Source organism: Glaciihabitans sp. GrIS 2.15, from assembly GCF_035984695.1.
Lineage (GTDB): Bacteria > Actinomycetota > Actinomycetes > Actinomycetales > Microbacteriaceae > Lacisediminihabitans.
In genome coordinates, this window is record NZ_JAXCHU010000001.1 from 124118 (window position 1) to 150176 (window position 26059).

Genomic DNA, 26059 nt, shown 5'->3' on the forward strand with positions numbered 1-26059 from the left:
ACATTCTCGGTTGCGCGGGATAACCACATCGCGTCGCTCGGGAATAGCGGGCAGGATGGGCTCATGGCTGTGCTACAAAGACCGAAATCTGGCCGCGTTGTCGCGGGAGTGTGTGCGGCGATAGCGAATCGCTACGGCTGGAGCGCGAATGTGGTGCGACTCGTGTTCATCCTGTCCTGCCTGCTGCCGGGGCCACAGTTCCTGATCTACATCGCCCTGTGGATCTTCGTACCCGCAGAAAAATAGCCGCCGGCACGGCAGACTGGGAGAGTGACTTCGCCCCTATCGAGCTTCGACGCTCTCACCCTCGCTGACGTACCGCGCCTTGTCGAGCTGAACGACGCCGCCTCGCCAGCGGTACCGATCACCTCCGCAACCGAGATGGCGGCGCTTCTCGGAGCCGCCGGATTCACTCTCGCAGTGCGGGATCACGACACTCTGGTTGGCTTCGTGATCGGAATGCACTCCGGGGCGGATTACGCCAGCGAAAACTATCGTTTTTTTGACGCCCGAAGTTCGGACTTCCTATACGTGGACCGCATCGTTATCGATGCAGAGCGGCGAGGCGCCGGGATTGGGCGAGCGCTTTACGAGGCTGTGTTCGATCTTGCTCGAACCGGAGGGCTTCGGGAGGTGACCTGCGAGGTCAACCTCAATCCACCCAATCCGGAGTCGCTCGCCTTCCACGCTCGTCTGGGTTTTACCCGCGTCGGCGAGCAGGAGACGAAGAATGGATCCGTCACCGTCGCCCTGCTCGCCACCGCGGTCTGAGCCCGCTTAGAGCCCCGTTGTCGCGTTTCGTTTGCGCGGCTTGAGGCTCTCCGCGCTCACCATCCAGGCGTACTGCTCGAGCGTCTCGATGACCTTGTGCAGGAGGTCGGCGGTAGTGGGGTCGGCCTCGTCGACCTCGTCGTGCACCCGGCGACACGTCGCGGCGGCGGCATCGAGTCGAGCGGTGATCAGACTGACGACTTCGGCCGTGTCGATCTGGTCCTCGGGAAATTTGGACAGTGTGGAGGTGGCAGTCACCGTCTCAGAGCGACCGTCGGGCAGGGCGTGCAGCGCGCGCATCCTTTCCGCCACCTCATCGGAGAGCTCGCGGGCCGCGTCAGTAACCTCGTCAAGGATGAGATGGGTGTCGCGGAAGTTGATGCCAACGACGTTCCAGTGTGCCTGCTTGGTTTGGATGTGGAGCTCGATGAGATCAACGAGCACGGCCTGCAGATTGTCGGAGAGTTGCTTATTTGCTTTCATATACGGGACGGTACACGCGGCAGCCGTGGGTTCAACCCGCCGTTCATCGCAATACGCTGGGGGAATGCATCCGCTCGCCCAGGTCTCCAAACTGTGACTACGGGCGTGTCGCGGAAGCCCCGACTGTCGCGGGACGTTGTCGTGCTCGGCGTCATCGCCTTCTTCGTGATGGTGGGTTTCGGCGTCGTAGTTCCGGTGCTGCCCGTCTACGTGCGCAGCTTCGGTGTCGGTAACGCAGAGGTCGGTGCGGTTGTCTCCGCGTTCGCGCTGTTGCGCTTCGTCTCGAGTCCCTTCTGCGGTCGGTTGATCGATTGGGCGGGAGAGCGCGCCATCCTCTCGATTGGCATAGGCATCGTCGCGCTTTCGAGCGGGCTGGTCGGTATCGCCCAGAACTATCCGCAGCTGCTGATCCTGCGGGGCATCGGGGGCATCGGTTCGGCGATGTTCACGGTGTCGGCGATGACGCTGTTGATCGGATCGACGTCCACCGCGATGCGCGCACGGTCCATCGGCTTCTACCAGGGAGGCTTCCTCATCGGAGGGATGACGGGCCCGGCACTCGGCGGACTGCTTGCCACGATCTCGCTCAGTGCTCCGTTCTTCTTCTACGCCGGTACTCTCGCCGTCGCCGGTGTCGTCGGCATCCTGCTCCTTCGGCCACGGACGGTCGCTCCACCGACTGAATCGGGCACCACGGTGAGTATCCCGTTTCGCGAGGTGTTGCGCGACCGTGGATTCCGCGCCGCGTGCATCGCGAACTTCGCCCAGGGCTGGACCTCCTTCGGAGTGCGCAATTCGCTTGTACCCGTTTTGATCGTCGAGGTGCTGCGCGGTCCGAGTGCCTGGACCGGTGTTGCCTTCGCCTTCTCCGCGGTCGCCCAGGCCATCGCGCTCGCTCCCGCGGCCCGCTTCATCGACACCGTCGGTCGCAAGCCGGCCATCGTCGGCTCGTTCGCGGTCGCGGCCGTCACCATCGCGGCCATCCCCTTCGTCACGAGTTTCTGGGCACTCACCGCGCTGCTCTGTGTCTACGCGGTGGCAGCGGCCTTCATGGGGACGGCTCCGGCGGCTGCGGTCGGGGATGTCGCCGGCGCCTCGGGCGGGCGACCGGTCGCGGTGTTCTCGATGTTCTCGGACTTCGGCGCGATCATCGGACCGCTTGTGGCCGGCTTTCTCGCCGATACGGTCTCCTATCCGGTCGCCTTCGCCGTTGGAGCAGTGTTCTTCGTCGGAGCATCCGCCTATGCACTGCGGATGCCGGGACGATCCCGAGCGCCAGTCGCGACCTGACCCTCTCGGGACCCTGGGAAGATTGCCTCTCCGAGGCCCAGCATCGCCACGAAGCGGATGACCGGCTTCAGCGGGGGCAGACTGGAACAATGGAATACACGCGACTGGGAAACAGCGGCCTCGAGATCTCGGCGGTCACGCTCGGGTGCATGAGCTACGGCGACCCGGGTCGCGGCAATCATGCGTGGAGCCTGCCGGAGGAGCAGAGCCGTCCGTTCATCCGCCGCGCACTCGAGCTCGGTATCACCACATTCGACACGGCCAACGTCTATTCGAATGGCTCAAGCGAGGAGATCGTGGGTCGGGCTCTCGGCGAATACGCGACGCGCGAAGAGGTCGTCATCGCCACCAAAGTGCACGGAAAGATGCGTCAGGGGCCAAACGGTGGAGGGCTGTCGCGCGGGCACATCATGGAGCAGATCGACGCGAGCCTCCGTCGCCTCGGCACCGACTACATCGACCTTTACCAGATTCATCGCTGGGATCCCCTCGTGCCCATCGAGGAAACGATGGAAGCACTGCACGACGTGGTCACGTCTGGCAAAGCCCGATACCTCGGGGCGTCGTCGATGTTCGCCTGGCAGTTCGCCACGGCTCAGCACGCGGCCGACCTGAATGGCTGGACGCGTTTCGTGTCGATGCAGGATCACTACAACCTCATCAACCGCGAGGAAGAGCGCGAGATGCATCCGTTCTGCCTCGACCAGGGCGCCGGTGTGCTGCCGTGGAGCCCCCTCGCCCGCGGCAAGCTCACGCGGGATTGGGATGCGTCATCGTCACGGTCCGAGACGGATGAGTTCGGAAAAACCCTCTACGTCCAGTCCGAGCAGTCCGACCGCCGGGTGGCGAATGCGGTGGCATCCGTCGCCGAGGCCCGCGGTGTGCCGCGCGCTCAGGTCGCGCTTGCGTGGGTGGTGCAGCAGCCGGCCGTATCCTCCCCGATCGTCGGAGCCACCAGGCTCGAGCATCTCGACGACGCGGTCGCGGCGGCGGAGCTCGACCTTACGGACGACGAGCTCGCACTGCTGACCGAGCACTACATCCCGCACGCTGTTGCGGGATTTTAGACTCCCGGGCGAGCGTCGCGTCCCGTGAGGGCCAGCAGGCGCAACTGTAGCGGCGCATCCTCTGGCAGCGGAACCGGCACCGCAAACAGGCCGCTTGCGGAGAGCGTGTCTCGCTGCGGTTCGAACACCGTCCAGACGCCCGCGACGAGGGTCTCATCGAGGGTCTCGTCGGCACCCACGGCGCGCGCGAGATCCCAAGAGTGGATGGTGACGTCGCTCACCTGCTCGCGCAGGTAGTCGATCACGGGCACGGTGTCGTACGACAGGCTCACCTGTGCCTCTGGGACGGCGGCGTCCCAGGCGGCGGTCGCGGCAAGGGAGTACAGCCTCCACTCGGCGCGAAGGTCATCCCCGAGCGGCTGGATCCTGCGTTGCGCATCCGTGACGGTGGATCCCGCGAGCAGGTAGGGCACCCACTGCTGCTCCTCAACCACGTGAGTCACCAGGTCGCGAATATTCCATTCGGCGTCGGGGGTGGGCGCATCCCAGTCTGTGACTTCGCTCAGCCGCCCTCCGAATTCACGGTGGGCCTGCTTCTGCAGGGCAAGCCAGTCGAGAAGGGTGGTCTGTTCGCGGGAGTCCATGCAGGTACCAACGCTGGGCAGGCGTAGGCATTCCCGCAGGACGGGCGCCAGGGCGGTCTTAGGCTGGTCGGGGAAAGGACCATCCGATGCGCAGCGAGGCCGAATCATCCCCCATCGATCGTTCGAGAACCGTCACCTGGGAAGATCCGCTGGTGGGCGCCGCCCTGGCGAAGACGATGTCCGGGCTCGAGTACATTCAGGGGCTGGTCGCCGGCAGCGTGCCTCAACCTCCCATCGTGAACCTGATGAGGATGCGACCGGTCGCTGCCGAGGTGGGCAGGGTCACGTTTACCTGCGATCCGGACGAGTCGCACTACAACCCGATCGGCACGGTACACGGCGGACTCGTCTGCACTCTGCTCGACTCGGTGCTGGGCTGCGCGGTGCAGACCACCCTGCCGAAAGGCCAGGGCTACACGTCTCTGGAGATCAAGATCAGCTATCTCCGGCCGGTGATGGCCGACACCGGCCAGCTGACCGCCGTCGGCATTGTCACGAAACCGGGAAGTCGGGCGGCTTTCGCCGAGGGCACGGTGCATGACTCGAGGGGAAAACTCATCGCCACCGCGAGCAGCACACTGCTGGTCTTCCCGGTCTGATCGCGACGGGCCCCTGCTCAGCGTTTGTTTCTAGACTGGTGCGGTGAGCGACGCACACGGGCACAGCCACTCGCACGGCCTGGATCCCCAGGCCGGCCGGGCGAATCGGGCGCGCCTGCTGATCACGATCGGGATCGTCACGGTCGTGCTCGTGATCGAGGTGATCGGTGGCATTCTCTCCGGGTCGCTTGCGCTCTTCGCCGATGCCGGCCACATGCTCTCGGACCTCACCGGACTCCTGGTGGCGCTTGTCGCTCTGAGTGTGGCGGCGCGGCCGGCAACGGATGCCCAGACCTTCGGCCACCGTCGCGCCGAGGTCTTCGGTGCCCTGGCTAATGGGCTCATCCTGCTGGTGGTGGTGGCCTTCGTGGTCGTCGAGGCGGTCACCCGCCTGCTTGATCCTGCGGTCGGAGCGGTACAGGCGCCGCTGATGCTCCTCGTCGCCAGCCTCGGAGCGGTCGCCAACGCGGCCGGCCTGCTCGTGTTGCGGGGCGGGGCGAAAGACTCGATCAATATGCGCGGCGCCTATCTCGAGGTGCTCGGTGACCTCGTGGGGTCGGTGGCAGTGATTGTGGCAGCCATCGTAATCCTGCTCACCGGGTTTGAGCGAGCGGATGCGATCGCATCCCTCGCCATCGCCGCTCTGATTGTGCCCCGGGCGCTCAGCCTGCTGCGTGATGTTATCCGTGTGCTCAGCCAGGGAACACCGCGCGGAACGGATGTCGCGCTCATCCGCGAGCACGTGATCTCGAAGCCCGGTGTGGTGTCGGTGCACGACGTGCATGTCTGGTCGATCACGCCGGGCTCCAACGTGTTTTCTGCCCACGTCGTGGTTGACCCGGCGGTGTTCAGCCAGAATCGCACGGACGAATTGCTCGACTCCCTCAGTGCATGCCTCGCCGACCATTTCGACGTGGCGCACTCCACCTTCCAGCTGGAGCCGGAGGAGCACGCGGACCACGAGGTCGGCCAGCACCGCTAGTCTCCCGTGGCCAGGTGTGCGTCGCGACATCCGTCTCCCGCGCTCCCCGTGTGGCAGTCTCCGGCGCTCCTTGTGTGGCAGTCTCCGGCGCTCCCCATGTGGCAGTCTCCGGCGCTCCCGGGGTGGCAAATGCAGGAACATCTGTGACGGATGTTGCTGATGAGGCTCATCCGCCACTCCTGTCACGTCCCGTCCTGCATTTGCAACAGGCAACAGGCACCAGGCACCGGGCAACAGGTGCCAGGCAACAGGCACCAGGTGCCGGGCAACAGGCGCCATGCACCATGCACCTGGCACCATGCACCAGGCAACAGGCAACAGGCACCATGCACCAGGCACCTGGCACCAGGCGACGGGCTTGCTGGCACCGGGCACCAGGCACCAGGCACCAGGCACCGGACAAGAGGCACCACGCGAGGAAGGGCCCCCGCGAGGCGGGGACCCTTCCTTTTGCCGGGGGAGGCTATGCGGTCTCGAGGATGAACTGCAGCTCGAAGTTGATGCTGATCTCGTCGCCGAGAGTGAGTCCGCCAGCCTCGAGGGCGGCGTTCCAGCTCACTCCATAGTCGTGGCGGTTGATTTTGGTGGATGCGGTGAAGCCCGCTTTCGTCTGGCCGTAGCCATCGGTGACGGTGCCACCAAACTCGCCTGTGAGGGTAACGGACTTGGTGACGCCGCGGAGGGTGAGGTCACCCACGACGGTGATGTCGTCGCCGGTCAGCACGACGCTGCTGGAGGTGAAGGTGATGTTTGGAAACTCGTCGGCCTTGAAAAAGTCGTTGGTACGGAGGTGCTTGTCTCGGTCCTTCTGGTTCGTGTTGATCGAGGCGACCTCGATGCTGGCCTCGACCGTCGACTTGGACGGGTCCTCGGCGGTCACAATGGACGCGGTGAAGCGCTCGAAGATGCCGCGGACCTTGCTGATGGCGAGGTGCTTCACCGAGAAAGTGACCTCGGAGTGGGTGGGGTCGAGCGCCCAGGTGCCGGCGACGTAAGCGGGGTGGATGTCAGAAGTAGTTGTCATAAACCTATGCAAGCGTATGAACCTGGGTGATATTCCTGACTATGGGAACAAGTCATGAAACTTTTGCGAACTGTTTTCTTTCCCGCCTCATCCGGGGGGCCGCCGCATCCTCGTTAGCCTCATTCCATGCACCAGTACATCGCGCTGCTCCGTGGGATCAATGTCGGTCGCGCCAAAGCGGTTTCCATGGCCGAGCTCGCATCGGCATTCTCCGACTTGGGATACACGGATGTCACCACCGTGCTGCGGAGCGGAAACGTCGTCTTCGGGTCCCGCGCGGTGGTGTCGGCCGACACTTCGGCGCACATGGAAGCGGTGGTTCTCGCCGCCACCGGAGTTCACTCGAGCGTGCTGCTGCTTGATTCTGCGGAGTTTTTGACGATTCTCGACGCGAATCCGCTCACCGCCGAGGTGACCGATGGATCGAAGAGCTTCGTCACGTTTGTGACCTCGATGCCCGCGTCGCTCGAGCTACCGGATGCGAGCGCCCTTGCTCCCGAACTGCTGGCCGTCGGCCCGGGTGCGGTGTACCAGTGGATGCCGGATGGCAGCCTCCACACCCGCGTCGGGAGGTCATTCTGGAAGCAGTTCGACGCGCCGGTAACGGCTCGGAATTGGAATACGGCACAGAAGTTGAGGGCTCTTCTCGGCGGCTGATTCCGCCGTGGGGAGGAGCCATACGACCCCTCCTTCACAGGGAACGCGAAGCTTTGTACCCGGCGTGCAGGGGGGCTTCGACCCACAATGTGTTCCGACGGTGAGAACATTTCGCCTGTGATGGCATCAGTCGAGACCCGGTTTCCCACCCGTTTCGGAAAGCATCCACCGTCGCGCGATGTCTCGTGTGTCGTCGCCCGCTTGGGCGTTTTCGTCGCAGCGATTATGCCGCCGCGGATAACCGGAGATTCTCAGGTGCCGAGAGTGTCAGTGAATCCCACTACGCGCGCCCGAATTCGCGGATTAACGGCCGTTCCGGCCGAATACCGTCCAGAATTGACGGCCATCACCGGCCGCTCCGTGCTCCACCGGCGTCAGGTGCGAGCCGGGAAGACCGTGCGCGGGGGCCTCGCCGCGGCAGCAATATCCTTCGCCACAGTGATCGCGCTGGGCTTCGGGGTGCCGGCCTACGCCGCCGCGACGGCGACTCCGCTGGTGCGGACGCTCTCCCCGCAAAGTCTGATCGTGGGGGATCTCCCTCCGACCGCAGCCGTGGCCCGGGATGCCTACGGGGTTACTGTTCCGCCGCCGCTCCGGTGGCCGGTGGATCCGTCGAGCCCCATCAGCGACGGCTTCGGACCGCGAGTATCGCCGTGTTCGGGTTGCTCGTCCCATCACGAAGGTGTCGACTTCGACCCAGGCTTTGGAGCACCGGTGCACGCAATTGCATCGGGAGTCGTCGTGGAGACCAATAATCCCGGGTGGACGGCCCTCGGCATCCATGTGGCGATCCAGCATGTGATTGACGGCCAGACCGTCACCAGTGCGTACGGCCACCTGCAGGCCGGGTCGATGCCGTTGCACGTCGGTGACACTGTCTTCGCGGGGGAGCCGATCGGTCTCGTTGGCAGTACCGGCGTGAGTACCGGCGCCCACCTCCACTTCGAGATCCGGGTCGGCGGCACTGTGCCGGTCGACCCCTCCGCCTGGATGCACTCGCGTTTGGGCTAGCTGGTAAATCGACATCGACGGCGACCGCTTCCCTCTGGCCGGCTGGCTGAGCGTCGTTCTCAGACTCCTTGGATAGCGTGCAGTCGTGTCCAACATCGCCGCTCCGTTCCGGTCAAGAGTGCTTTCGGCATTTACCGGAAATGCGAGCGGCCGGCCGGACTGGGTCAGCCAGATCGAAGAGGGAGACGACGCTGGATTTTTCGGCGCAGGCTCCGCGGCCTGGGCTGTGCACGGCGGCATGGCAACCCTCGTGGCAGGCATCCGAGCGCTCCTCATGCAAACCCTGCACCCGGGGGCGATGGCGGGGGTTCACGACTGGTCGCGGTATAAGGAAGATCCACTCGGTCGGCTCTCTGGAACCATCCAGTGGCTCATCAGTGTCACCTTCTCTGACACCACGATGGCGGTTCGCGAATCCAACCGTGTTGGGCGCTTTCACGACCGGGTGACGGGAACTTATCTCGATGCACAGGGCGTCGAACGTACCTATGCGGCCGGAGATCCGGAGCTGCTGTCCTGGGTGCACGTGGTGTTCACCGATGCTTTCCTCGGCAGTCACCTGGTCTGGGGGTCCCCGATTCCGGGCGGTCCCGATCAGTACGTGCGCGAGTGGAAGAAGGCCGGGGAACTCGTCGGTGTGCTGGATCCGCCGGCATCTGAAGCCGAGCTCCACGCGCAGCTCGACGCGTTTCGCACATCGGGCATTCTCAAGAGTGATGAGCGAGTCGCCGAAGCCGTGCGATTCATTCGCCATCCCGGCCTGCCAAAGGGCATGCTCCCGGCCTACAAAATCCTCTTCGCCGGGGCGGTCGCATCCATCCCGGTCGAATACCGCAGAATGCTCGGACTTCGGCGTGCGTGGTGGCCGGCGATCACGGCCACGCGCCTCATCCTCGTACTGGTCGGGAAGTTGCTCGGCCGCAGCTCCACCAGTGAGGATGCCGCCCGCAAACGCCTGGCCCGTCTCGGTCTGCACTGACGATCTTTGGTTGTCGCCTGCCACGGGTAGATTCTTTCTTGAGATGAGGAAGACCCGATGAGCAGGCAGGACGGGCGCGACCGCCAGGTCAGTGCAGATTCGGTTGACAGCAGCACCGCCACGATCCTGCATGTGGACCTCGACGCGTTTTTTGCGTCCGTCGAGCTTCTCGATCGGCCGGAACTCGCCCACCTTCCCGTCGTCGTCGCCGGAAAATCTCTGCGCTCGGTGGTGACAGCGGCGAACTATCCGGCTCGCAAGTACGGTGTGCGCTCGGCTATCCCGCTTTCGCAGGCCCTCCGGCTCTGCCCGAAGGCAATCGTGCTCGAGCCGCATTTCGAGAAATATCGGTACTTCTCGAAACAGGTCATGGAGATCTTCGATGACGTAACCCCCCTTGTTGAACGCCTCGGCATCGACGAGGCGTTTCTCGACGTGTCCGGTGCGAAGGGATTGCTCGGGTCTCCCGCGGAGGTTGCGACGCTGATTCGACGGCGAGTGCACGAGGAGACGCGACTGAGCTGTTCGGTGGGGGCGGCATCCACCAAGTTTGTCGCGAAGCTCGCCTCGGGCCGGGCAAAACCCGACGGCCTGCTCGTGGTGCCCGCCGATCAGACGCTCAGCTTTCTGCATCCCCTTCCCGTCGGGGCGCTTTGGGGCGTCGGCGCGGTCACCGAGGAGGCGCTGACCCGGCGTGGACTGCGCACCATCGGCGACATCGCTCGGTCTCCGCTCTCCGCCCTGCAACGCGCGGTGGGCGAAGCGACCGGCCAAAAACTGCACGACCTCGCCAACGGGCGCGATCCGCGGTCGGTGACTACCGCATCCGTAGAGAAGAGCGTCGGGCACGAGGTGACCTTCGAGGTCGACACGATCGACGCCGACAAGCTACGCCTCGAGCTTCTCCGCCAGGCCAACGCGGTGGCGGTGCGGCTGCGCACGGCAGGGTGGGTGGGACGCACCGTAGTGCTCAAACTGCGATACGACGACTTCACCACTATCACCCGGTCCCGAACTCTTGCCGAGTCGACCGATGTCGGGCGCCGCATCTTTGAGGAGGTGCGCGGTATTTACGAAGCACTCGGACGTCACAATCCAGTGCGGCTCATCGGCGTGCGTATGGAGCAGCTCACGGAGGGTGATGGCCAGCAGCTCGGCCTCTGGGATGCGGATGAGAGCTGGCGCGAGGCCGAGGACACGATCGACGCAGTGACCGCACGCTTTGGTCGAGGGATGCTTCGGCCGGCGTCACTACTGAAGGTCGATGCTCCGCGGGGTGACGCGCAGAACGCGCATCGGATCGACTACGAGCCGCCAGCGTAACCTTGCTTTCGGCGTTGCGCTGCGGATGAAAGACGGTCGCGGATACCGATGGCGACCTGGTTCAGTGGCTACCGTCGACGAGCTTGAGCCCGATGACACAGCCGATGATCCCGAGAAGTAACACGATCTTCACCCAGGACACGCTGGTGTCCCCACTGAGCATCGACCATGTCACAGTGAGAGCGGCGCCGATTGCCACCCAGACGGCATAGGCCGTTCCGACCGGGATTTCGCGCATGGCCAAGGCAAGGCCAGCCATGCTGAAAGCCAGCGCGCCGCCAAAGATGATGCTTGGCCAGAGCTTGGTGAAGCCTTCCGATTTTCCGAGCGCCGTAGCCCAGACTGCTTCGAGAACCCGGAGGCAATAAGGATGATCCATGACACGGCCGTTCACTCCTCGGCCAGTCTTGTCGCATTCCGGGTACTGAACCGTCGTCCGGGGCCGCGTTCTGCAACCTGTTTCCAGTGTAGGCAAGAGAGGATCTGCCGGTGTCCTCGGGTCGGCTCACCCCTTACTCCAGCAGATCGCTGTGCGCCGACACCGGGTATTCGCACTATTCGGACACGGTGTGGGGCAGAGGACCAATGTGCGGTTTGGCACACCATCGACTGATCCCGTAGTAAATCCATCACGGCCTGCTGTCCAGCCGCTCCATAAGGAGCTCGAAAATCTTGCAGTACGGCACCGATTAGGCCGACCATAATCCACCATCTGGCGTCGTCGCTTGCTTTTTCAATCCCCGAAATGGCGGATGCCGCAGGCCCCGCAGAGCGCTACACCGGTGAATTGCGCAAAATTATGGTCAGCTACCTGAAAATCGACCCCCGTGTTCCCGGATTTCAGGCAATCGGCCGTTCCGGTCTCAGCTGACACGGCAAGGCAGGCACGGCGAGCGTGAACGGGGTGCCGTAGTCACCCGCGTACCCGTAGTCGGCACTCGTCACGGTCACTACTGCGGGGTTTGTTTCAGCGATTTGTACCGTGATCGGCTCGTCGCGACCGTCGATCGTGAGCAGCCACCGCTCGGCAAGATAGCTCAGCCCCAGCGAGTCGAGCAGGTGTTCGGCGTTCGTCTCGTCGCCCGCTTTGCCCAACGGAAATCCGAAAAGAGTTCGTGCCTGGAACCGGCCATCGAGTTCGTCGATGTAGCCGAGCAATTCGTTATCGTCGTCACGGCGGTGCTCACGCCAGCTCTCAGGAATCATGACCCAAGGGTAGAGGCCGAGGGTTAGGTCTCGGTGCGCCACCAGGATGATCGGGTTACAGACATGGGGCGACGGGGATCAGAGCGACGTCTGTCCATTCCGGGAGCGAGCGTGGTCGAGGCGATGTCGGCACAGTTCCTGCCACTCGCCTCAGCCCACCTCAGCTCGCGAGAATCGCTGCCGCGCGCGCGCCGAGCAGGATCTCCGTGGATGACGCCGCCACAGTATCCGGCCCGATCGACGACTGAGCACTTGACTACCCGTACTCACTCGGGATACGTCCTTTCGTCTCGGGTTCGCTACCCCTAAATGGGGGCGCCACGCGTTGTGGCAGTGAACCGTCAACTCGGGAAGGCTAGGAACATGACGTTTCACCAGGAACTGGTCCGTTTCGATGCTGTGGTTGCCGAGGTCGTACCCGAGGCAGTCCCGTCGATGGGTTCTGGGTTGAACGATGAGGGAATCACGGCACTTCGGACCGTGATCGCTCCAATGGACCTGGGAGAGGACATCGAGCAGTTGTACCGATGGCACGACGGGAGCGCCCTGTCTGTTTTCGGCGTCAAGCGTATGTTGTCGGCCGCGGAGATTATCCAGGATCGAGAATTCCAGCGTCACGCGCTGGAACGTCCACCGGCCTGGCTGCAATTCACTGATGGCCCGGGGTACTACTTCGCGACCCTTGATGCACCGGGCTGCGAGACTGATCCGGCAGTGTGGAGCGGCGACACACACAATGTCTGGCTGTGTCGCATGCACGATTCCCTTGAATCGATGATCGGGTCGCTCAATGATCCGGTGTCGACCCCTCCGTATCGCTTTCGCAGCGCAGGGAACAGCTTCTCGGTAGCCTGCGGTCTGGCGGCAACTACCGGTTGGAGCGCAGTCCCGGATCCTTCACGTTCCCGAATCCGCCACCGGGAACCCACCTCACGGTGTTCGATGAAGGAACGCCGGAGCCCTGGCTTCGTTCGTTGGGCACATCATCGGGCGCCCTGTTGCCGCTCGGTGCGACGACGACAATCGTTGAATTGCGCTCGGCCGCATCACGAGGCGAAGCGTCCGGAACAATCCAGGGTCGCACGACACATGTCGCCGGCCCCATCACCGGCATCGGCTTCACGATCGACGATGGGACCGGAACGGTGAGACTCGTCGCACATAATCAGGTCACCCATCTCGGCCCGATTTCTGGAACCTTTGTCGAGGCAGACGTGAGCATGGCCGCAGACGGTAGCTGTCAACTGCTCGCACTTCGCTGCTTGCCAGAATGGATACAGTGACGGTCGAGACCATCACCTTGTGAATAGGGCCATCGCGTCGGCGTCACTTGCCTCGCTTCGGCATTCCCAACTCGTTGATCGGTTGATCGTTAACCGGTGCTGGAATGTGGGGCGCCGGGCAGTTGAGAACCGTGTTTGCGGCCGAATGATCGATGCGGTGTTCGGTCATCGCTGTGCCGCACACCGGGCATATCGCTTCACCCACTTTTTCCAGAACCGCATCGTAGGGTCCCAGATCCGGTGGACCAATCACCGGGATCAATTTATGGTTCAGCCAGTCGATGAAACGGACGAATTTTTCCCCTGCACGACGCTCGTCGACGCCAGTCTTCTCATCCATGGCGTCAGCGTACGCTTCATCAGGTCGCTGCAGGGAGTGGATCGAGCAGGCACTGGGCGCGCACGCGTTCCCGGTTGCACACCGAGTCGCCGCGGGCGGATATGTCGGAGACATACACTGCCGGCAACCCAGGATGGATCGCCTAAGCCCTGACTGCGCGTGACGGGTGTGGAAGCGAAAGCGGTGGGGCGACATCGGCGCCACCGGGTTTCACAATTGCTGGGCCGCGGCACGCCTCAGAGTGCGAGAACCGCCGCCGCGCGCGCGCCGAGCAGGATCTCCGTGGATGACGCCGCCACGGTATCCGTCGTCGCCAGCAGCACCGTGCCACCGTAGGGCAGAGCCACCGGAAAGTCGGCGAAGTTCACGATGATGCTGGTGCCTCCGCCGGTCGAATCCCTGCGATGCAGCGCGAACCATTTCGCGTCGTCGTCGAAGTCAGCCGAGATCCGTGACATCCGCGGGTCGGTGAGGTCGGGGCGGTCCCGGCGCAGGGCCGCGAGCGACCGATAGAGGGCGAGCAGGCCGGAGTGGCCGGCTTCCGCCGCCTCATCCCAGTTCAGCTTGGAGCGCTGGAAGGTCTCGGGATCCTGCGGGTCGGGCACCACTGTCGGATCCCAGCCCATTTTCGCGAACTCGGCGATGCGGCCTTCGGCGGTCGCCCTGCCGAGTTCGGGCTCGGGATGCGAGGTGAAGAACTGCCAGGGTGTGCTGGCGCCCCACTCCTCGCCCATGAAGAGCATCGGAGTGAACGGACCGGCGAGAGTGAGCACTGCGGCAATCGCGAGCTGGCCGTGGTCGAGCTTGGCCGAAAGCCGGTCTCCCACGGCGCGATTGCCGATCTGGTCGTGATTCTGGTTGGCGACGACGAGGCGCCAGGACGGCATGTGCTCGGTGTCGATCGGATGCCCGTGGTCACGCTTGCGAAACGACGAGTAGGTGCCGTCGTGGAAGAAGCCGCGGGTGACCACCTTGGCGAGTGAATCCAGGTGAGCGAAGTCGGCGTAGTAGCCGCTGGTTTCGCCGGTGAGGGCCACGTGCAGGGCATGGTGGAAGTCGTCACTCCACTGGGCCTGGAGGCCGTAGCCTCCGCTGCCGCCTTCGCGCGGCGTGATGAGTTTCGGATCGTTGAGGTCGGACTCTGCGATGAGGGTGAGTGGGCGTCCGAGGAAGGCCGAGAGGCTGTCGGTGCGCTCGGAGAGCTCCTGCAGGATGTGCTTCGGCGAGTTATCCACGAGAGCGTGCACGGCATCGAGGCGCAGGCCGTCGACGTGGAAATCGCGCAGCCACATCAGCGCGTTGTCGATCACGTACGACCGCACGGCTGGCTCGTCGAGGTTGACCGAGGAACCCCAGGTGTTGGAACCCTCGGCGTGCAGGTATGGACCGAAGCGCGGAAGGTAGTTTCCACTCGGGCCGAGGTGGTTGTAGACCACGTCCTGGATCACGCCGAGACCGCGCGCGTGCGCGGCATCCACGAACCGTTCGTAGGCGGCGGGCCCGCCGTAGGTCTCATCGACGGTGTACCAGAGCACCCCGTCGTAGCCCCAGTTGTGGTCGCCGTTGAACCCGTTGACCGGCAGCAGTTCCACGAAGTCGACCCCGATGGAGACGAGGTGGTCGAGCTTGTCGATCGCCGAGTCGAGCGTTCCCTCCGGGGTGAAGGTGCCGAGGTGCAGCTCGTAGATCACGGCGCCGGCCAGCTGGCGGCCGGTCCAGGCGCTGTCGGTCCACTCGAATTCGCTGGTGAAGGTGCGAGAGAGTCCATGAACAGACTCGGGCTGGCGCCTACTGCGCGGATCGGGCAGCGGTGTCTCGTTTCCATTCACGAGGTAGCCGTAGTCGGTGCCGGAGATGCCCTCCGGAGCCGTCCACCAGCCGCCGCTGGTCGCCGTCATCTCGTGACGCTCGCCATCGAGCAGTAGCGTGAGTCTCGAGGCCGCAGGGGCCCAGATGTCGAAGGTGAGTGCGTCAGTGGTCGTCATCGGTCGCCTACTCGTTCGGGATCAGCAGTGCTACAGGGTATCGCTCTAGCACCTCGGAAAGCAGCAGGGTGCCACCCTCGAATGTGCGACCGGTGAAGACATCGGTGACAGGACGCCCGGCGACGATCACAGTGGTGTCCCCCCAGCCGCCCGATCGGGCAAGTCCAACCGGCAGGCGCGTGGCAAGGGTGAGTGCCGCTCCGCGGTCGAAGGCCACGACGTGCTTCGCCGCAAATCCATAGGCTTCGATCGCGGCGTACCGGCTGAACAGCTCGGGCCGGTCCCGACGCAGCCGAAGCGCACGGGAGGTCACGAGCAGCTTCGCAGCGCCCGACTCGTCGATCGGCGGGTGGGCTCCGGCGTCGATAGCTGCGAGATAGAGCCGTCGTTCGTCGAAGTCGATCGGGCGGCGGTTGTCGGGGTCGACGAGGGAGGTCTCCCACAGCTCGCTGCCCTGGTAGACATCCGGAACCCCCGGGGCGGTGAGCTGGATGACCTTGGCCGAGAGCGAATTCGACCAGCCTGGCTGGCGCACGGCGTCGAGCACGCGCTCGAGGATACCGACCACGTGCGGGTCGTCGAAGGCGGAGTCGACGAGCGCGTGCATCCTCAGTTCGAATTCTTCGCTCGGTGCGGTCCACCCGGTGGAGTTTCCGGCCTCGCGGGCCGCCTTCTCGGTATAGGCGTGCAACCGCTCTCGGCTGGCCGGCCAGGCGCCGACGATCGCCTCCCAGAGCAGCAACTCGAGCGGACCGTCGCCGAGCGGCACCGCATCCCGCAGCTCGCCAAGCGCAGCCGCCCACTCCGTCGGAATCTCGGCGAGCACCGTGATACGAGCTCGCACGTCTTCGCCGCGCTTGGTGTCGTGGGTGGAGGCAGTGGTGAGGGACAACGGGAAGCTCGCCTGGCGCACCTGCTGGCGGCGGTGAAATTCGTCGATACCGATGGAGAACTCCGAGGGATCCGCACCCACTTCGGTGAGCGACCCGAGCCTGGTATAGCGATAGAACGCGGTGTCCTCCACGCCCTTCGCCATCACCATGCCAGAGGTCTGTTGGAAGCGGATCGCGGCCGGATGGCTCGGATCACTCAGTGCCGGAAGCAGTTCGTCGATGCGCTGCGCGAGCTCCGGACGATAGTCCTTCGCCAGCCTCACCGCTTCGAGAAGATGCTCGATGCCGAGGGGAAGGTAGGAGCGATAGACCGGAAAGCAGGCAAGGAGCTCGGCCAGGGCATCTGCCGTTTGTTCGTGAGGCCCGGTCGCGTGGGGCCCAGTTTCGTGAGGCCCAGTCGCGTGAGGTTCAGCGTGGTCAAGCTCGCGTTCGAGCCGCAACACCTCCGAGCGAAGGATGCCATCGGCAATGGCTCGCTTCGTACCGTGGATGAGGCGGGTCCAGGAGACCGGCTCGGTCGAGTCGCGCAGGGCAGAGTCAAGCGCGTCGAGCGCCATTCGGCCGGCCGGGTCCACCAGAATCCGGTCGACATCCGCGAGGGCGTCGTAGCCCGTCGTTCCCGACGTGGCCCACGAGGTAGGCAGCTGTTCGCCTCCCTCGAGGATCTTTTCCACGAGCACGTAAGCGCCGCCGGTGGCCGCCGCGAGGGCATCGAGGTACCCGGCCGGGTCGGCGAGCCCGTCGGGGTGGTCAACCCGAAGGCCGTCAGCGAGGCCCGCGGTGATCCAGCGGATAATCTCCGCGTGCGACTCCTCGAACACCCAGGGCGTTTCGACACGGATGCCGGCCAGCGTGTTCACCGCGAAGAACCTGCGGTAATTGAGTTCGGCATCCGCCCGGCGCCAGTTCATCAGCTCGTAGTTCTGGCGGGAGTGCACCTCGCCCGCCGAGGCCCCGTCGTCTGCCGTGCCCGGTGCGATCGGGAAGCGATTGTCGTAATATGCGAGCTGTCCGTCGATGATCTGCAACTCGGGGTCTGGCTCGTCGCCAAGCACGGGGATGCGCACCCGGCCGCCGCCGAACTCCCAGTCGACGTCGAATGCCTCCGCGTAGCGAGACTGGCGCCCGTGCGTGAGCAGATCCCACCACCAGACGCTCTGCTTCGGAGTGGCCACCCCCACATGGTTCGGCACGATGTCCACGAGCACGCCGAGCCCGAGCGCTCTGGCGGCGGCGGAGGCGGCATCCAATCCCTCCCGACCACCGCGGGCCGGGTCGACGAGCGAATGATCGACAACGTCGTAGCCGTGGTCAGATCCCTCCTCCGCCTTGAGGATGGGAGAGAGGTAGAGCCAGTCGGCCCCGAGATCGTGCACATAACCGGCGATGCGCGCCGCGGTGTTCAGGTCGAAGGACTCGCGAATCTGCAGCCGGTAGGTCGAGGCCGGAACTCGCATCAGCGTACCTCGGGAATGCGCGGAGCGGCCGCCTGCGTACCGGCCTGGGCGCTCAAGGAAGCCGCCACCGAATGGTCGATCTCTACCTCCGGGGCGACCCAGGCGCGCAGCACAACGAGGGACTTCGCCACGACTTGAAGCACATCTGTCGCCTTGCGGGGCTCGGTATCGGCCAGTTCGCCAGAGGTGTCGATCACGATCTCCCACGAACCGGAAAACTCCTCGGAGGGCAGGGTGAAGTCCACCGGATCGTCACCAGCGTTGAAAAAGATGGCGAAGTTGAGGTCGGTGATGCGCTGGCCGCGCAAGTCGCGGCCCTGAATGCCGTTGCCGTTGAGGAATACGCCGATGGCTCGGCCGAAGCCGGAGTCCCAGTTCCCCGGCTCCATCTCCTCGCCACCGGGAGTCAGCCAGACGATGTCCGCGAGCGGTTCGCCCGCTCCTCGCTTCACCGGGCGGCCGTCGAAGAAGCTCTTGCGGCGGAATGTGGGGTGGTCTTTGCGCAGCCGGGTGAGGGCGGCCACGAACTCGGTGAGCGGAGCATCCGCCGCATCCCAGTGCACCCAAGAGATCTCGGAGTCCTGCGCGTAGGTGTTGTTGTTGCCCCGCTGCGTTCGTCCGAGTTCGTCACCATGCAGGATCATGGGCACCCCCTGCGAGAGCAGCAGTGTGGCGAGGAAGTTGCGCTGCTGTCGGGCGCGCAGGCCGAGCACGGCCGGGTCATCCGTCGGGCCCTCCACCCCGGAGTTCCAGGACCGGTTCTCCGACTCCCCGTCTTTGTTCTCCTCGCCGTTCGCGTCGTTGTGCTTCTCGTTGTACGACACGAGGTCGGCCAGGGTGAAGCCGTCGTGCGCGGTGACGAAGTTGATGGATGCCACGGGGCGGCGCCCGTCACCCTCATAGAGGTCGGCGGATCCGGTGAGACGCGATGCAAACTCTCCGAGAGTGGACGGCTCACCGCGCCAGAAGTCGCGCACGGTGTCGCGGTACTTGCCGTTCCACTCGGTCCACTGCGGCGGGAAGTTGCCCACCTGGTAGCCGCCGGGGCCTACGTCCCAGGGCTCGGCGATGAGCTTCACCTGCGAGACGATCGGGTCCTGCTGCACGAGCTCGAAGAAGGTGGAGAGCTTGTCGACGTCGTAGAACTCCCGGGCGAGGGTGGAGGCGAGATCGAATCGGAATCCATCCACGTGCATCTCGGTGACCCAATAGCGCAGGCTGTCCATGATGAGCTGCAGGGAGTGCGGGTGGCGCACGTTGAATGAGTTGCCGGTGCCGGTGTAGTCCATGTAGAACTGCTCGTCGTTGTCGACCAAGCGGTAGTAGGCCCCGTTGTCGATCCCCTTGAAGGAGATGGTCGGGCCGAGGTGGTTGCCCTCCGCCGTGTGGTTGTAGACCACATCGAGCACGACTTCGATACCGGCGTCGTGCATCGAGCGCACCATGCCCTTGAACTCCTGCACCTGCTGTCCGCGATCCCCGGTGGAGGAGTAAGTGCTCTCTGGCGCAAAGAAGCCGATGGTGTTGTAGCCCCAGTAATTGCGGAGGCCCTTGTCGAGCAGGGTCGAATCCTGCACGAACTGGTGAACCGGCATGAGCTCGAGGGTGGTGACGCCGAGCTTCTGCAGGTGCTCGATCACGGCCGGATGCGAGAGTCCGGAGTAGGTGCCGCGCTGCTCGACCGGGACGTCGGGATGGAGTTGCGTGAGTCCCTTAACGTGGGCCTCGTAGATCACGGTGTCGTTATAGGGCACTCGCGGGTGACGATCGCCGGCCCAGTCGAAGAAGGGGTTGATGACGATGCCCATCATCGTGTGACTGGCCGAGTCTTCGTCGTTGCGCGAGAGCGGGTCGCCGAAGTTGTAGGCGAAGAGGCACGGGTCCCAGTCGAAGTCACCGCTGGTGGCTTTGGCGTAGGGGTCGAGGAGCAGCTTGTTGGGGTTGCAGCGCTTGCCGGACTCCGGGTCGTATTCGCCGTAGACGCGGTAGCCGTAGCGCTGCCCGGGCTGCACCTGCGGAAGGTAGGCGTGCCAGACGTAGGCATCGATCTCGAGCAGTTCGACCCGGGTCTCGACGGCGTTGTCATCGAAGAGGCACAGCTCGATCTTCTCGGCGATCTCACTGAAGAGTGCGAAGTTGGTGCCACTGCCGTCGAAAGTGGCACCGAGCGGGTAGGCGGATCCTGGCCAGGTTTCCATGGTGTTATCTCGATTCGGTCAGGCTGGTTCTTGGGCCTTTTTACCGTATCGTGCGGGTGCGAAGAAGGTCGAACCGAGAGGGAGCCTTGACAAGTCGGCAAGAAGGTTGATCGCACTCAGGCTGAATCCAGTGCGTCCAGTGTGCCAACCGGCGTCGCACCACCACTGTTCCCGCGTTCCCATCCTCTTTTTCCGCCCGTACCCAATCGACTTGGTAGTTGTTGCGGGTAAATCAGCGCTGAAGTCGCAACGTCTACCAAGTCGATTGCGGTTTGGCCGCACGAAGGGGCACCGCACCTCCCGCGTCAGTCGTTGCGCCTGGCTTCATACCCGCAGGCCTTCTTCACGACTCCGGCAATTTTCTGGCGGTCGAGGCCACGCTCCCGAAAGTACAGGTGCGGTATGATGGAAATGAACACGGGAGTCCGGTGATGCCGGGCTGAGAGGGAGCTTCTCCAAGCTCCGACCGTCGAACCTGATCTGGATCATGCCAGCGCAGGGAGGCAAATATTCTCTCCGGGCTCGTCGCAACCGCGGCGATCCACACCCGTGCCCTCACTACCGACAGGGGCACGACGATGCACGCAACCGCAACATCCTTCCGACCGACCGTTCGCCGTATCGATGCGCGCTGGCGGGTGGTGGATATCGTGGTCGCGAGCGTGCTCGGCGTCGCCAGTGCACTCGTGTTCTTTGCCTGGAACCAGGTCTACGCGCCGGTGACCGCCCCGCTCGAAGCGCTGCTTCCCGGGTCGCAGGCACTGTTGTACGGCATCTGGCTCTTCGCCGGCGTGCTCGGAGGTCTCGTCATCCGTAAGCCGGGTGCTGCACTCTTCACCGAGCTCGTGGCCGCCATCGTTTCTGCGCTCCTCGGCGCACAGTGGGGTGGATTCCTGACCATCGAGGCCGGGCTGGTGCAGGGCCTCGGGGCGGAGCTCATCTTTCTACTTTTCCTCTACCACCGCTGGAACGTCGTGGTCGCAATGCTCGCCGGTGCCACGGCCGGCCTCGCCATGGCCGTCAATGACATCGTGGGGTACTACCTGGCTTCCGGACCCGCCTTTCAGGCGATCTATACCGTCTCGGGCATCCTCTCCGGCGCGGTCATTGCCGGGCTCGGATCATGGTTCATCGTTCGAGGGCTCGCCCGCACCGGCGCTCTCAGCCGCTTCGCCTCCGGACGGCTCAGCGCGCGCTGACCGGGCCAATGACATCCATCCCCCTCACCCGCGCGACGCCGCTCTCCGTCGACGCGCGGGGATGGGGATGGCGTCATGCCGGCCGCTCGGACTGGGCGCTGCGCGGGCTCGACCTGCGCATCGCGCCGGGCGAACGGGTGCTGTTGCTCGGGGCATCCGGAGCAGGCAAGTCCACGCTTGTGCACGCTCTCGCCGGTGTTCTCGGCGGTGACGAGGAGGGTGAATCGGAGGGGCGAGTTCGTGTCGGAGACACGGATGCCGCTCGCGCTCGCGGCCAGGTCGGTCTCGTGCTTCAGGATCCGGATTCGCAGGTCGTGCTCGCCCGCGTCGGCGACGATGTGGCCTTCGGATGCGAGAACATGGGCGTCCCGCGTGAGGAGACCTGGCGGCGCGTCACGCAGTCGCTGAGCGCGGTCGGACTTGACCTCCCTCTTCGGCACCCCACCAGCGGACTCTCCGGTGGGCAGAAGCAACGACTCGCCCTCGCCGGTGTGCTCGCCATGCAGCCTGGCCTGCTGCTCCTCGACGAACCGACCGCCAACCTCGATCCGGACGGCGTGATCGAGGTGCGGGATGCGGTTGCGCGGGTTCTCGACGCCGCGGGCAGCACGCTGGTGGTGGTCGAACACCGTGTCGACGTGTGGTGGCCCCTGGTTGATCGGGTCATCGTGCTCGCTCCCGGCGGCGGAGTTCTGGCGGACGGTGCGCCGGATGACGTGCTGCGCCGCGAGGGCGCGGCCCTCGCCGCCTCGGGAGTCTGGGTTCCAGGGCATCCTCCGCAGCATCCGTCCCGGGTGCACCGGCCGGGCGGAGCGCTGCTGCACACCGAGGCCCTCGCCATCGGCCGCTCGACAGCCCTTCAATCCAACATCGACCTGGTCGCGCGGGCGGGGGAGTGCATCGCCCTCACCGGGCCGAACGGGGTGGGAAAGACCACGCTCGGACTCACGCTCGGTGGGCTGTTACCGGCGATCGACGGGCGGGTGGTGGCCACTGGGCTGTCCCGTGGGCTCGGTGCCGATCCCCTCCGCTGGAAGTCGCGCGAGCTTGTCACCCGCATCGGGAGTGTCTTCCAGGATCCGGAGCACCAGTTTGTGAGCGGCACCGTCGCCGGTGAACTCGCGATCGGGGCGCGCGCGACCAAGCTGTCCAGCGTTGAGACGACCCGCCGCATCGATCCGCTGCTCGAGCGCCTTCGACTCGGCCACCTCACCGAGGCGAATCCCTTCACCCTTTCGGGCGGAGAGAAGCGTCGGCTCTCCGTCGCGACGGTGCTGGTCACCCGCCCCCCGCTCCTGGTGTTGGATGAACCGACCTTCGGGCAGGACTCCCGCACCTGGGCCGAACTCGTGGCATTCCTCGCCGAGCTTCTCGACGAGGGCAGCAGCGTGATTACGGTTACTCACGACGCTCACCTCGTCGACGCCCTCGCCGACATCGAACTGCGGATGTCGCAGACCGGCCATACCCTCGAATCGAGGGTTGCGTGATGGCGACCGCCGATATTCTCACGCCAACCGCCGGAACCCGGGCGATCTACCGCATCAACCCGGTGGCCAAGCTTGCGGCGACCGCCGTGATCGGCATCGCGCTGGTGCTCTCCATCGACTGGGTGTCGGCGTCTGTCGCCCTCGCCGGTGAGGCAGCTTTGTTCTTCTTCTCCGGGCTTGGCCCGCGTCGGTTCGTGCGTCGAACCCTGCCGGTGGCGATCGCGGCGGTCTTCGCGGCCGCCACGATCCTGCTCTACGGCCGCGCATCCGGGGTGAGCCACTGGCGGTTCCTGTTGGTGAACGTCACCGACGGATCGATCGAGCTGTCCGTCGCCACGCTGCTGCGGGTTCTCGCGATCGGGCTTCCCGCTGTCGTGCTGTTCGTGACTGTCGATCCGACCGATCTCGCCGACGGGCTCGCCCAGGTGTTGCGGTTGCCCTCCCGGTTCGTGCTCGGCGCACTCGGCGGCCTTCGCCTCGTCGGACTGTTCGCGGAGGACTGGAAGTCGCTCGAACTCGCCCGTCGAGCCAGGGGAATCGCCGACAGCGGACGCCTGCGCCGCTTCGCCGGGCAAGCCTTTGCGCTCCTCGTGCTGTCGATCCGCCGCGGTAGCAAGCTGGCGACCGCGATGGAAGCCCGCGGCTTCGGCTCGTCGATACCGCGAAGCTGGGCGCGGGAGTCCCGCTTCGGTGGCAAGGAGTGGATGCTCGTTGCCATGTCGTTCGCGGTCGCACTCGCGGCGGTCGGTACCTCCGTGCTCACCGGTCACTGGAACTTCCTTGCCGGGGCCTGACGCGCTCGACCTGCTCGCGCGCCTCGGCCTCGCATCCCGCCCGGTCGTACTCATCGACGGCGGCTCTGGCTCGGGCAAGACCACCCTCGCGGCAGCTCTCGCGCCGGCTCTCGCCGCCCAGCTGGTGCGGCTCGACGACTTCTATCCGGGATGGGACGGGCTCGAATCCGCGAGCGCGGCGGTGAGCGACGACGTGCTTTCCCCGGTGAGTCCGGGGTGGAGACGCTGGGACTGGACGACTAAGACCACCGCGGAATGGCACGAGATCGACCCCTCGCTCCCGCTCGTCATTGAGGGCTCCGGATGCCTCAGCCGGGCCAATCGCGCGCGCGCGACCTTTGGCGTCTGGGTCGAGCTCGATGCGCCGACCCGCAAGCAGCGCGCCCTCGCCAGGGACGGCGAGGCCTACGCTCCACACTGGGATCGCTGGGCGGGCCAGGAGCGGGCGTTCGGTGAGCGTGAGCGACCGTGGGAGATCGCCGACTTGATTCTGACCGATGACGATGTCACCGGGCTGATCGACGGGCTAGCGTCGTGAGTATGAGCTCCCCTTTCATCACCGTCACCGAACTTGCTTCCCTCCTTTCCGCAGCCGCCGCCCCGATTGTGCTCGATGCCAGTTGCGTGCTTCACCCCGCGAAGTTCGACGGGGACTACCGCCGTGACTCGGGTCGCCCGCGCTGGCTGGCAGCGCACATTCCCGGATCTCAACATGTTGACGTACCGACTCAGTTCTCCGATGGCACCGCAGCATTGCACTACACCCATCCCACGCCCCAGGCGATTGCGGATGAGCTCGCTCGAATCGGCATCGGAGAAACGGATACCGTGGTGGTCTACGACACCACCGGTGGACTGTTTGCGGCCAGGCTCTGGTATCTGCTCCGCTGGATCGGCGTCGATGTGCGGGTGCTCGACGGTGGACTTTCGACCTGGATCGCGGCCGGCTCGCCGGTATCAATCGGCGATGAGCCCGCGGCTATCCCGGTCGCACCCTGGACGGTTTCGGTGGAACACGATGCCTGGATCACGAAAGACGAGCTGCTAAAACGCTCCGAATCGGATGCCCGCCCACTGGTCTGCGGACTACCCGCTGGCAGCTTCACCGGCGCTGCCCCCTCCCGATACGCCCGTCGTGGCCGCATCCCCGGCAGCGTCAATGTCTCCTCGCGCGAGTTGTTCGACTCCGACGGCACGGTGAGGGACGACGAGTTCCTGCGTGCGGCCTACGCCGCGGAGGGGGTCACCGGCGCCGAGGAGGTGCTGCTCTATTGCGGCGGAGGCATCTCGGCATCCGCCAACGCCCTCACGCTTGTCGAGCTCGGCGTGACCGCCGTGCGCATTTACGACGGCTCGCTTGAGGAGTGGTCGGCCGAGGAATCGCTGCCGCTCGAGCTCGGCTGACCCGTTTCGCTCCCCGCTGGCGACCGCCCCGCCCCCCGACTCACCCAAAACGCAGGAGATTCGCCTCGATCCGACCCCATCCGGCGCGAATCTGGCCGTTTCGTGGCGAATCTCCTGCGTTTTCGAAAAAAGGACGAGGGGGATGGAGATGGGGAGAGGGGGTCAGGGGCCGGACTGTTTCAGGGCCGACTCGAGCAGTTCGAGGTCGATCTTGGCGTGCTCGCGGCCAATGACGCTTGCCTGCTCCGCGTGACCGGACGAAATCGCCTCTACGAGGTTGATGTGGTCGGCGAGCGCGCGCATCTCCATCGCCCTCATGCCACCGGGGGAGCCCCAGAGATGAGCCGGAGCGCTGATGCTGATACGAGATTCGAGTTCGAACACAACGTCCCGGAGCGTGACGTTTCCCGCGGCATCGATGATGGCAAGGTGCAGGAGTTCGTCCGCTCTCTGGGACGGCATGCCGGAGTCAGCCCGGCGGAACGCCTCGAGCCGTTCGCGCAGCAGCACGACATCCGCATCGCTGCGGTTCTCCGCCGCAGCACCTGAAATCACGCCGTAGAGGCGAGACAGTGCGTCGCTGGTGTCGCGGAGAGACTCCCAGCGCGCCGTCAGTATTCGGTGCACCGAGGCGCTTGAGGATGCGGGCCACTGTTCGCGCACGAAGGATCCGCCCTCTCGTCCGCGCTGGGTTTCGAGCAATCCACGGTCAACCAGACGGGCGAGAGCTGCCCGCACGGTCATTCGACCCACCCGGAGGGAATCGGCGAGGGTTCGTTCGGAAGGCAGCCGCGACCCCGGGAGGTATTCGCCGATGGCAATGGCTGTGACCAACCGGTCGGTGATCTCGTCAACCCGGGAGGGGGTCGCGAGTGGCCGCTGAAGTGCACCTGCTATTTCGACTCCCACAACCCCACCGTATCGCCGATCCGACCGACTCTCGATGTACCGGTCGCGGTGCCTTGTGTTACGAAATCATTAACTCCTCCTGAATGGTCTTTTCCCGAGACCATTACGCGTGCACACTGGGCACAGCTTTC

General features: G+C 64.9%; 25 protein-coding genes, 1 pseudogene and 2 riboswitches. Of the genes and pseudogenes, 16 read left to right on the top strand and 10 right to left on the bottom strand.

The features are described from left to right. The first annotated feature begins 63 nt into the window (after positions 1–63). Together RCH11_RS00610 and RCH11_RS00615 are read left to right on the top strand one after the other, a co-directional pair. Complete coding sequence (locus RCH11_RS00610; protein ID WP_327055049.1) at positions 64–246, top strand: PspC domain-containing protein; 183 nt, start codon at positions 64–66, stop codon at positions 244–246. A gap of 24 nt (positions 247–270) precedes the next feature. After that, positions 271–771 carry a GNAT family N-acetyltransferase gene (locus RCH11_RS00615; RefSeq protein ID WP_327055050.1) on the top strand — a complete coding sequence of 167 codons (501 nt, stop codon included), beginning with the start codon at positions 271–273 and terminating at the stop codon, positions 769–771. A 6-nt stretch (positions 772–777) separates the two neighbouring features. Here the strand turns inward: RCH11_RS00615 and RCH11_RS00620 are convergent, their stop codons facing one another. Next, the gene (locus RCH11_RS00620) at positions 778–1254 is read right to left on the bottom strand and encodes a Dps family protein (RefSeq protein WP_327055051.1); all 477 of its coding nucleotides are present in this window, start codon (positions 1252–1254) and stop codon (positions 778–780) included. 105 nt (positions 1255–1359) lie between these two features. Here RCH11_RS00620 and RCH11_RS00625 point away from each other — a divergent pair, with 105 nt between their 5' ends. Both RCH11_RS00625 and RCH11_RS00630 read left to right on the top strand, forming a co-directional pair. Beyond that, positions 1360–2544: an MFS transporter gene (locus tag RCH11_RS00625; RefSeq protein ID WP_327055052.1), complete on the top strand. Its 1185-nt coding sequence runs from the start codon at positions 1360–1362 to the stop codon at positions 2542–2544. Between the two features lie 89 nt (positions 2545–2633). Continuing rightward, on the top strand, positions 2634–3611 hold the full coding sequence (locus tag RCH11_RS00630; protein WP_327055053.1) for an aldo/keto reductase: 978 nt from the start codon (positions 2634–2636) through the stop codon (positions 3609–3611). Here the strand turns inward: RCH11_RS00630 and RCH11_RS00635 are convergent. After that, on the bottom strand, positions 3608–4195 hold the full coding sequence (locus RCH11_RS00635) for a TIGR03086 family metal-binding protein (protein WP_327055054.1): 588 nt from the start codon (positions 4193–4195) through the stop codon (positions 3608–3610). The genes RCH11_RS00630 and RCH11_RS00635 overlap by 4 nt on opposite strands. A gap of 86 nt (positions 4196–4281) precedes the next feature. Between RCH11_RS00635 and RCH11_RS00640 the strand changes: the two genes are divergently transcribed. Both RCH11_RS00640 and RCH11_RS00645 read left to right on the top strand, forming a co-directional pair. Further along, entirely contained in the window at positions 4282–4794 is a 513-nt protein-coding gene (locus RCH11_RS00640; protein WP_327055055.1) for a PaaI family thioesterase, read from the top strand. Between the two features lie 43 nt (positions 4795–4837). Beyond that, complete coding sequence (locus RCH11_RS00645) at positions 4838–5776, top strand: cation diffusion facilitator family transporter (protein ID WP_327055056.1); 939 nt, start codon at positions 4838–4840, stop codon at positions 5774–5776. 463 nt (positions 5777–6239) lie between these two features. Here the strand turns inward: RCH11_RS00645 and RCH11_RS00650 are convergent, their stop codons facing one another. Continuing rightward, complete coding sequence (locus RCH11_RS00650) at positions 6240–6800, bottom strand: YceI family protein (protein ID WP_327055057.1); 561 nt, start codon at positions 6798–6800, stop codon at positions 6240–6242. Positions 6801–6926: 126 nt separating this feature from the next. On the opposite strand from RCH11_RS00650, the gene RCH11_RS00655 reads away from it, so the two are divergent. The 4 genes from RCH11_RS00655 to dinB all read left to right on the top strand — a co-directional run bounded on the left by RCH11_RS00655 (position 6927) and on the right by dinB (position 10770). Continuing rightward, positions 6927–7457, top strand: a complete 531-nt coding sequence (locus RCH11_RS00655; RefSeq protein WP_327055058.1) for a DUF1697 domain-containing protein — start codon at positions 6927–6929, stop codon at positions 7455–7457. Positions 7458–7793: 336 nt separating this feature from the next. After that, a complete protein-coding gene (locus RCH11_RS00660; protein ID WP_327055059.1) occupies positions 7794–8468 on the top strand; it encodes a M23 family metallopeptidase in 675 nt (224 codons plus the stop codon). 85 nt (positions 8469–8553) lie between these two features. Next, positions 8554–9447 (top strand): oxygenase MpaB family protein, encoded by an 894-nt coding sequence (locus RCH11_RS00665; RefSeq protein WP_327055060.1) that lies wholly within the window; start codon positions 8554–8556, stop codon positions 9445–9447. A gap of 57 nt (positions 9448–9504) precedes the next feature. Further along, the gene (gene dinB / locus RCH11_RS00670) at positions 9505–10770 is read left to right on the top strand and encodes a DNA polymerase IV (RefSeq protein WP_327055061.1); all 1266 of its coding nucleotides are present in this window, start codon (positions 9505–9507) and stop codon (positions 10768–10770) included. A 61-nt stretch (positions 10771–10831) separates the two neighbouring features. Here dinB and RCH11_RS00675 read toward each other — a convergent pair. Both RCH11_RS00675 and RCH11_RS00680 read right to left on the bottom strand, forming a co-directional pair. Then, positions 10832–11154 (bottom strand): annotated as a pseudogene (locus RCH11_RS00675) (DMT family transporter). Positions 11155–11166: 12 nt separating this feature from the next. Continuing rightward, positions 11167–11231: riboswitch (guanidine-III (ykkC-III) riboswitch) on the bottom strand. A gap of 379 nt (positions 11232–11610) precedes the next feature. Further along, a complete protein-coding gene (locus RCH11_RS00680; RefSeq protein WP_327055062.1) occupies positions 11611–11976 on the bottom strand; it encodes a hypothetical protein in 366 nt (121 codons plus the stop codon). Between the two features lie 974 nt (positions 11977–12950). Between RCH11_RS00680 and RCH11_RS00685 the strand changes: the two genes are divergently transcribed. Then, positions 12951–13259: a hypothetical protein gene (locus tag RCH11_RS00685; RefSeq protein WP_327055063.1), complete on the top strand. Its 309-nt coding sequence runs from the start codon at positions 12951–12953 to the stop codon at positions 13257–13259. A gap of 43 nt (positions 13260–13302) precedes the next feature. Here RCH11_RS00685 and RCH11_RS00690 read toward each other — a convergent pair whose 3' ends face one another. The 4 genes from RCH11_RS00690 to glgX form a co-directional block, all read right to left on the bottom strand. Beyond that, the gene (locus tag RCH11_RS00690) at positions 13303–13599 is read right to left on the bottom strand and encodes a hypothetical protein (RefSeq protein ID WP_327055064.1); all 297 of its coding nucleotides are present in this window, start codon (positions 13597–13599) and stop codon (positions 13303–13305) included. Between the two features lie 236 nt (positions 13600–13835). Further along, on the bottom strand, positions 13836–15584 hold the full coding sequence (treZ, locus tag RCH11_RS00695) for a malto-oligosyltrehalose trehalohydrolase (RefSeq protein ID WP_327055065.1): 1749 nt from the start codon (positions 15582–15584) through the stop codon (positions 13836–13838). 7 nt (positions 15585–15591) lie between these two features. Next, on the bottom strand, positions 15592–17934 hold the full coding sequence (gene treY / locus RCH11_RS00700) for a malto-oligosyltrehalose synthase (RefSeq protein ID WP_327055066.1): 2343 nt from the start codon (positions 17932–17934) through the stop codon (positions 15592–15594). Further along, complete coding sequence (gene glgX / locus RCH11_RS00705; protein ID WP_327055067.1) at positions 17934–20132, bottom strand: glycogen debranching protein GlgX; 2199 nt, start codon at positions 20130–20132, stop codon at positions 17934–17936. The genes treY and glgX overlap by 1 nt, the downstream gene beginning before the upstream one ends. A 407-nt stretch (positions 20133–20539) precedes the next feature. Then, positions 20540–20651, top strand: a riboswitch (TPP riboswitch). 59 nt (positions 20652–20710) lie between these two features. Here glgX and RCH11_RS00710 point away from each other — a divergent pair. Genes RCH11_RS00710 through RCH11_RS00730 form a run of 5 tightly spaced genes read left to right on the top strand, consistent with a single transcriptional unit; the run spans position 20711 to position 25019 of the window. After that, positions 20711–21331: an ECF transporter S component gene (locus RCH11_RS00710; protein ID WP_327055068.1), complete on the top strand. Its 621-nt coding sequence runs from the start codon at positions 20711–20713 to the stop codon at positions 21329–21331. Between the two features lie 8 nt (positions 21332–21339). Further along, the gene (locus tag RCH11_RS00715; RefSeq protein WP_327055069.1) at positions 21340–22821 is read left to right on the top strand and encodes an ABC transporter ATP-binding protein; all 1482 of its coding nucleotides are present in this window, start codon (positions 21340–21342) and stop codon (positions 22819–22821) included. After that, positions 22821–23615, top strand: coding sequence for an energy-coupling factor transporter transmembrane component T family protein (locus RCH11_RS00720; RefSeq protein WP_327055070.1), 795 nt, complete (start codon positions 22821–22823; stop codon positions 23613–23615). Before RCH11_RS00715 ends, RCH11_RS00720 begins: the two co-directional genes overlap by 1 nt. Further along, positions 23602–24153, top strand: a complete 552-nt coding sequence (locus RCH11_RS00725) for an ATP-binding protein (protein ID WP_327055071.1) — start codon at positions 23602–23604, stop codon at positions 24151–24153. Before RCH11_RS00720 ends, RCH11_RS00725 begins: the two co-directional genes overlap by 14 nt. 2 nt (positions 24154–24155) lie before the next feature. Beyond that, positions 24156–25019, top strand: a complete 864-nt coding sequence (locus tag RCH11_RS00730; RefSeq protein ID WP_327055072.1) for a sulfurtransferase — start codon at positions 24156–24158, stop codon at positions 25017–25019. Positions 25020–25181: 162 nt separating this feature from the next. On the opposite strand, the gene RCH11_RS00735 is transcribed toward RCH11_RS00730, so the two are convergent. Then, positions 25182–25928: a FadR/GntR family transcriptional regulator gene (locus tag RCH11_RS00735; RefSeq protein ID WP_327055073.1), complete on the bottom strand. Its 747-nt coding sequence runs from the start codon at positions 25926–25928 to the stop codon at positions 25182–25184. Positions 25929–26059: the final 131 nt, after the last annotated feature.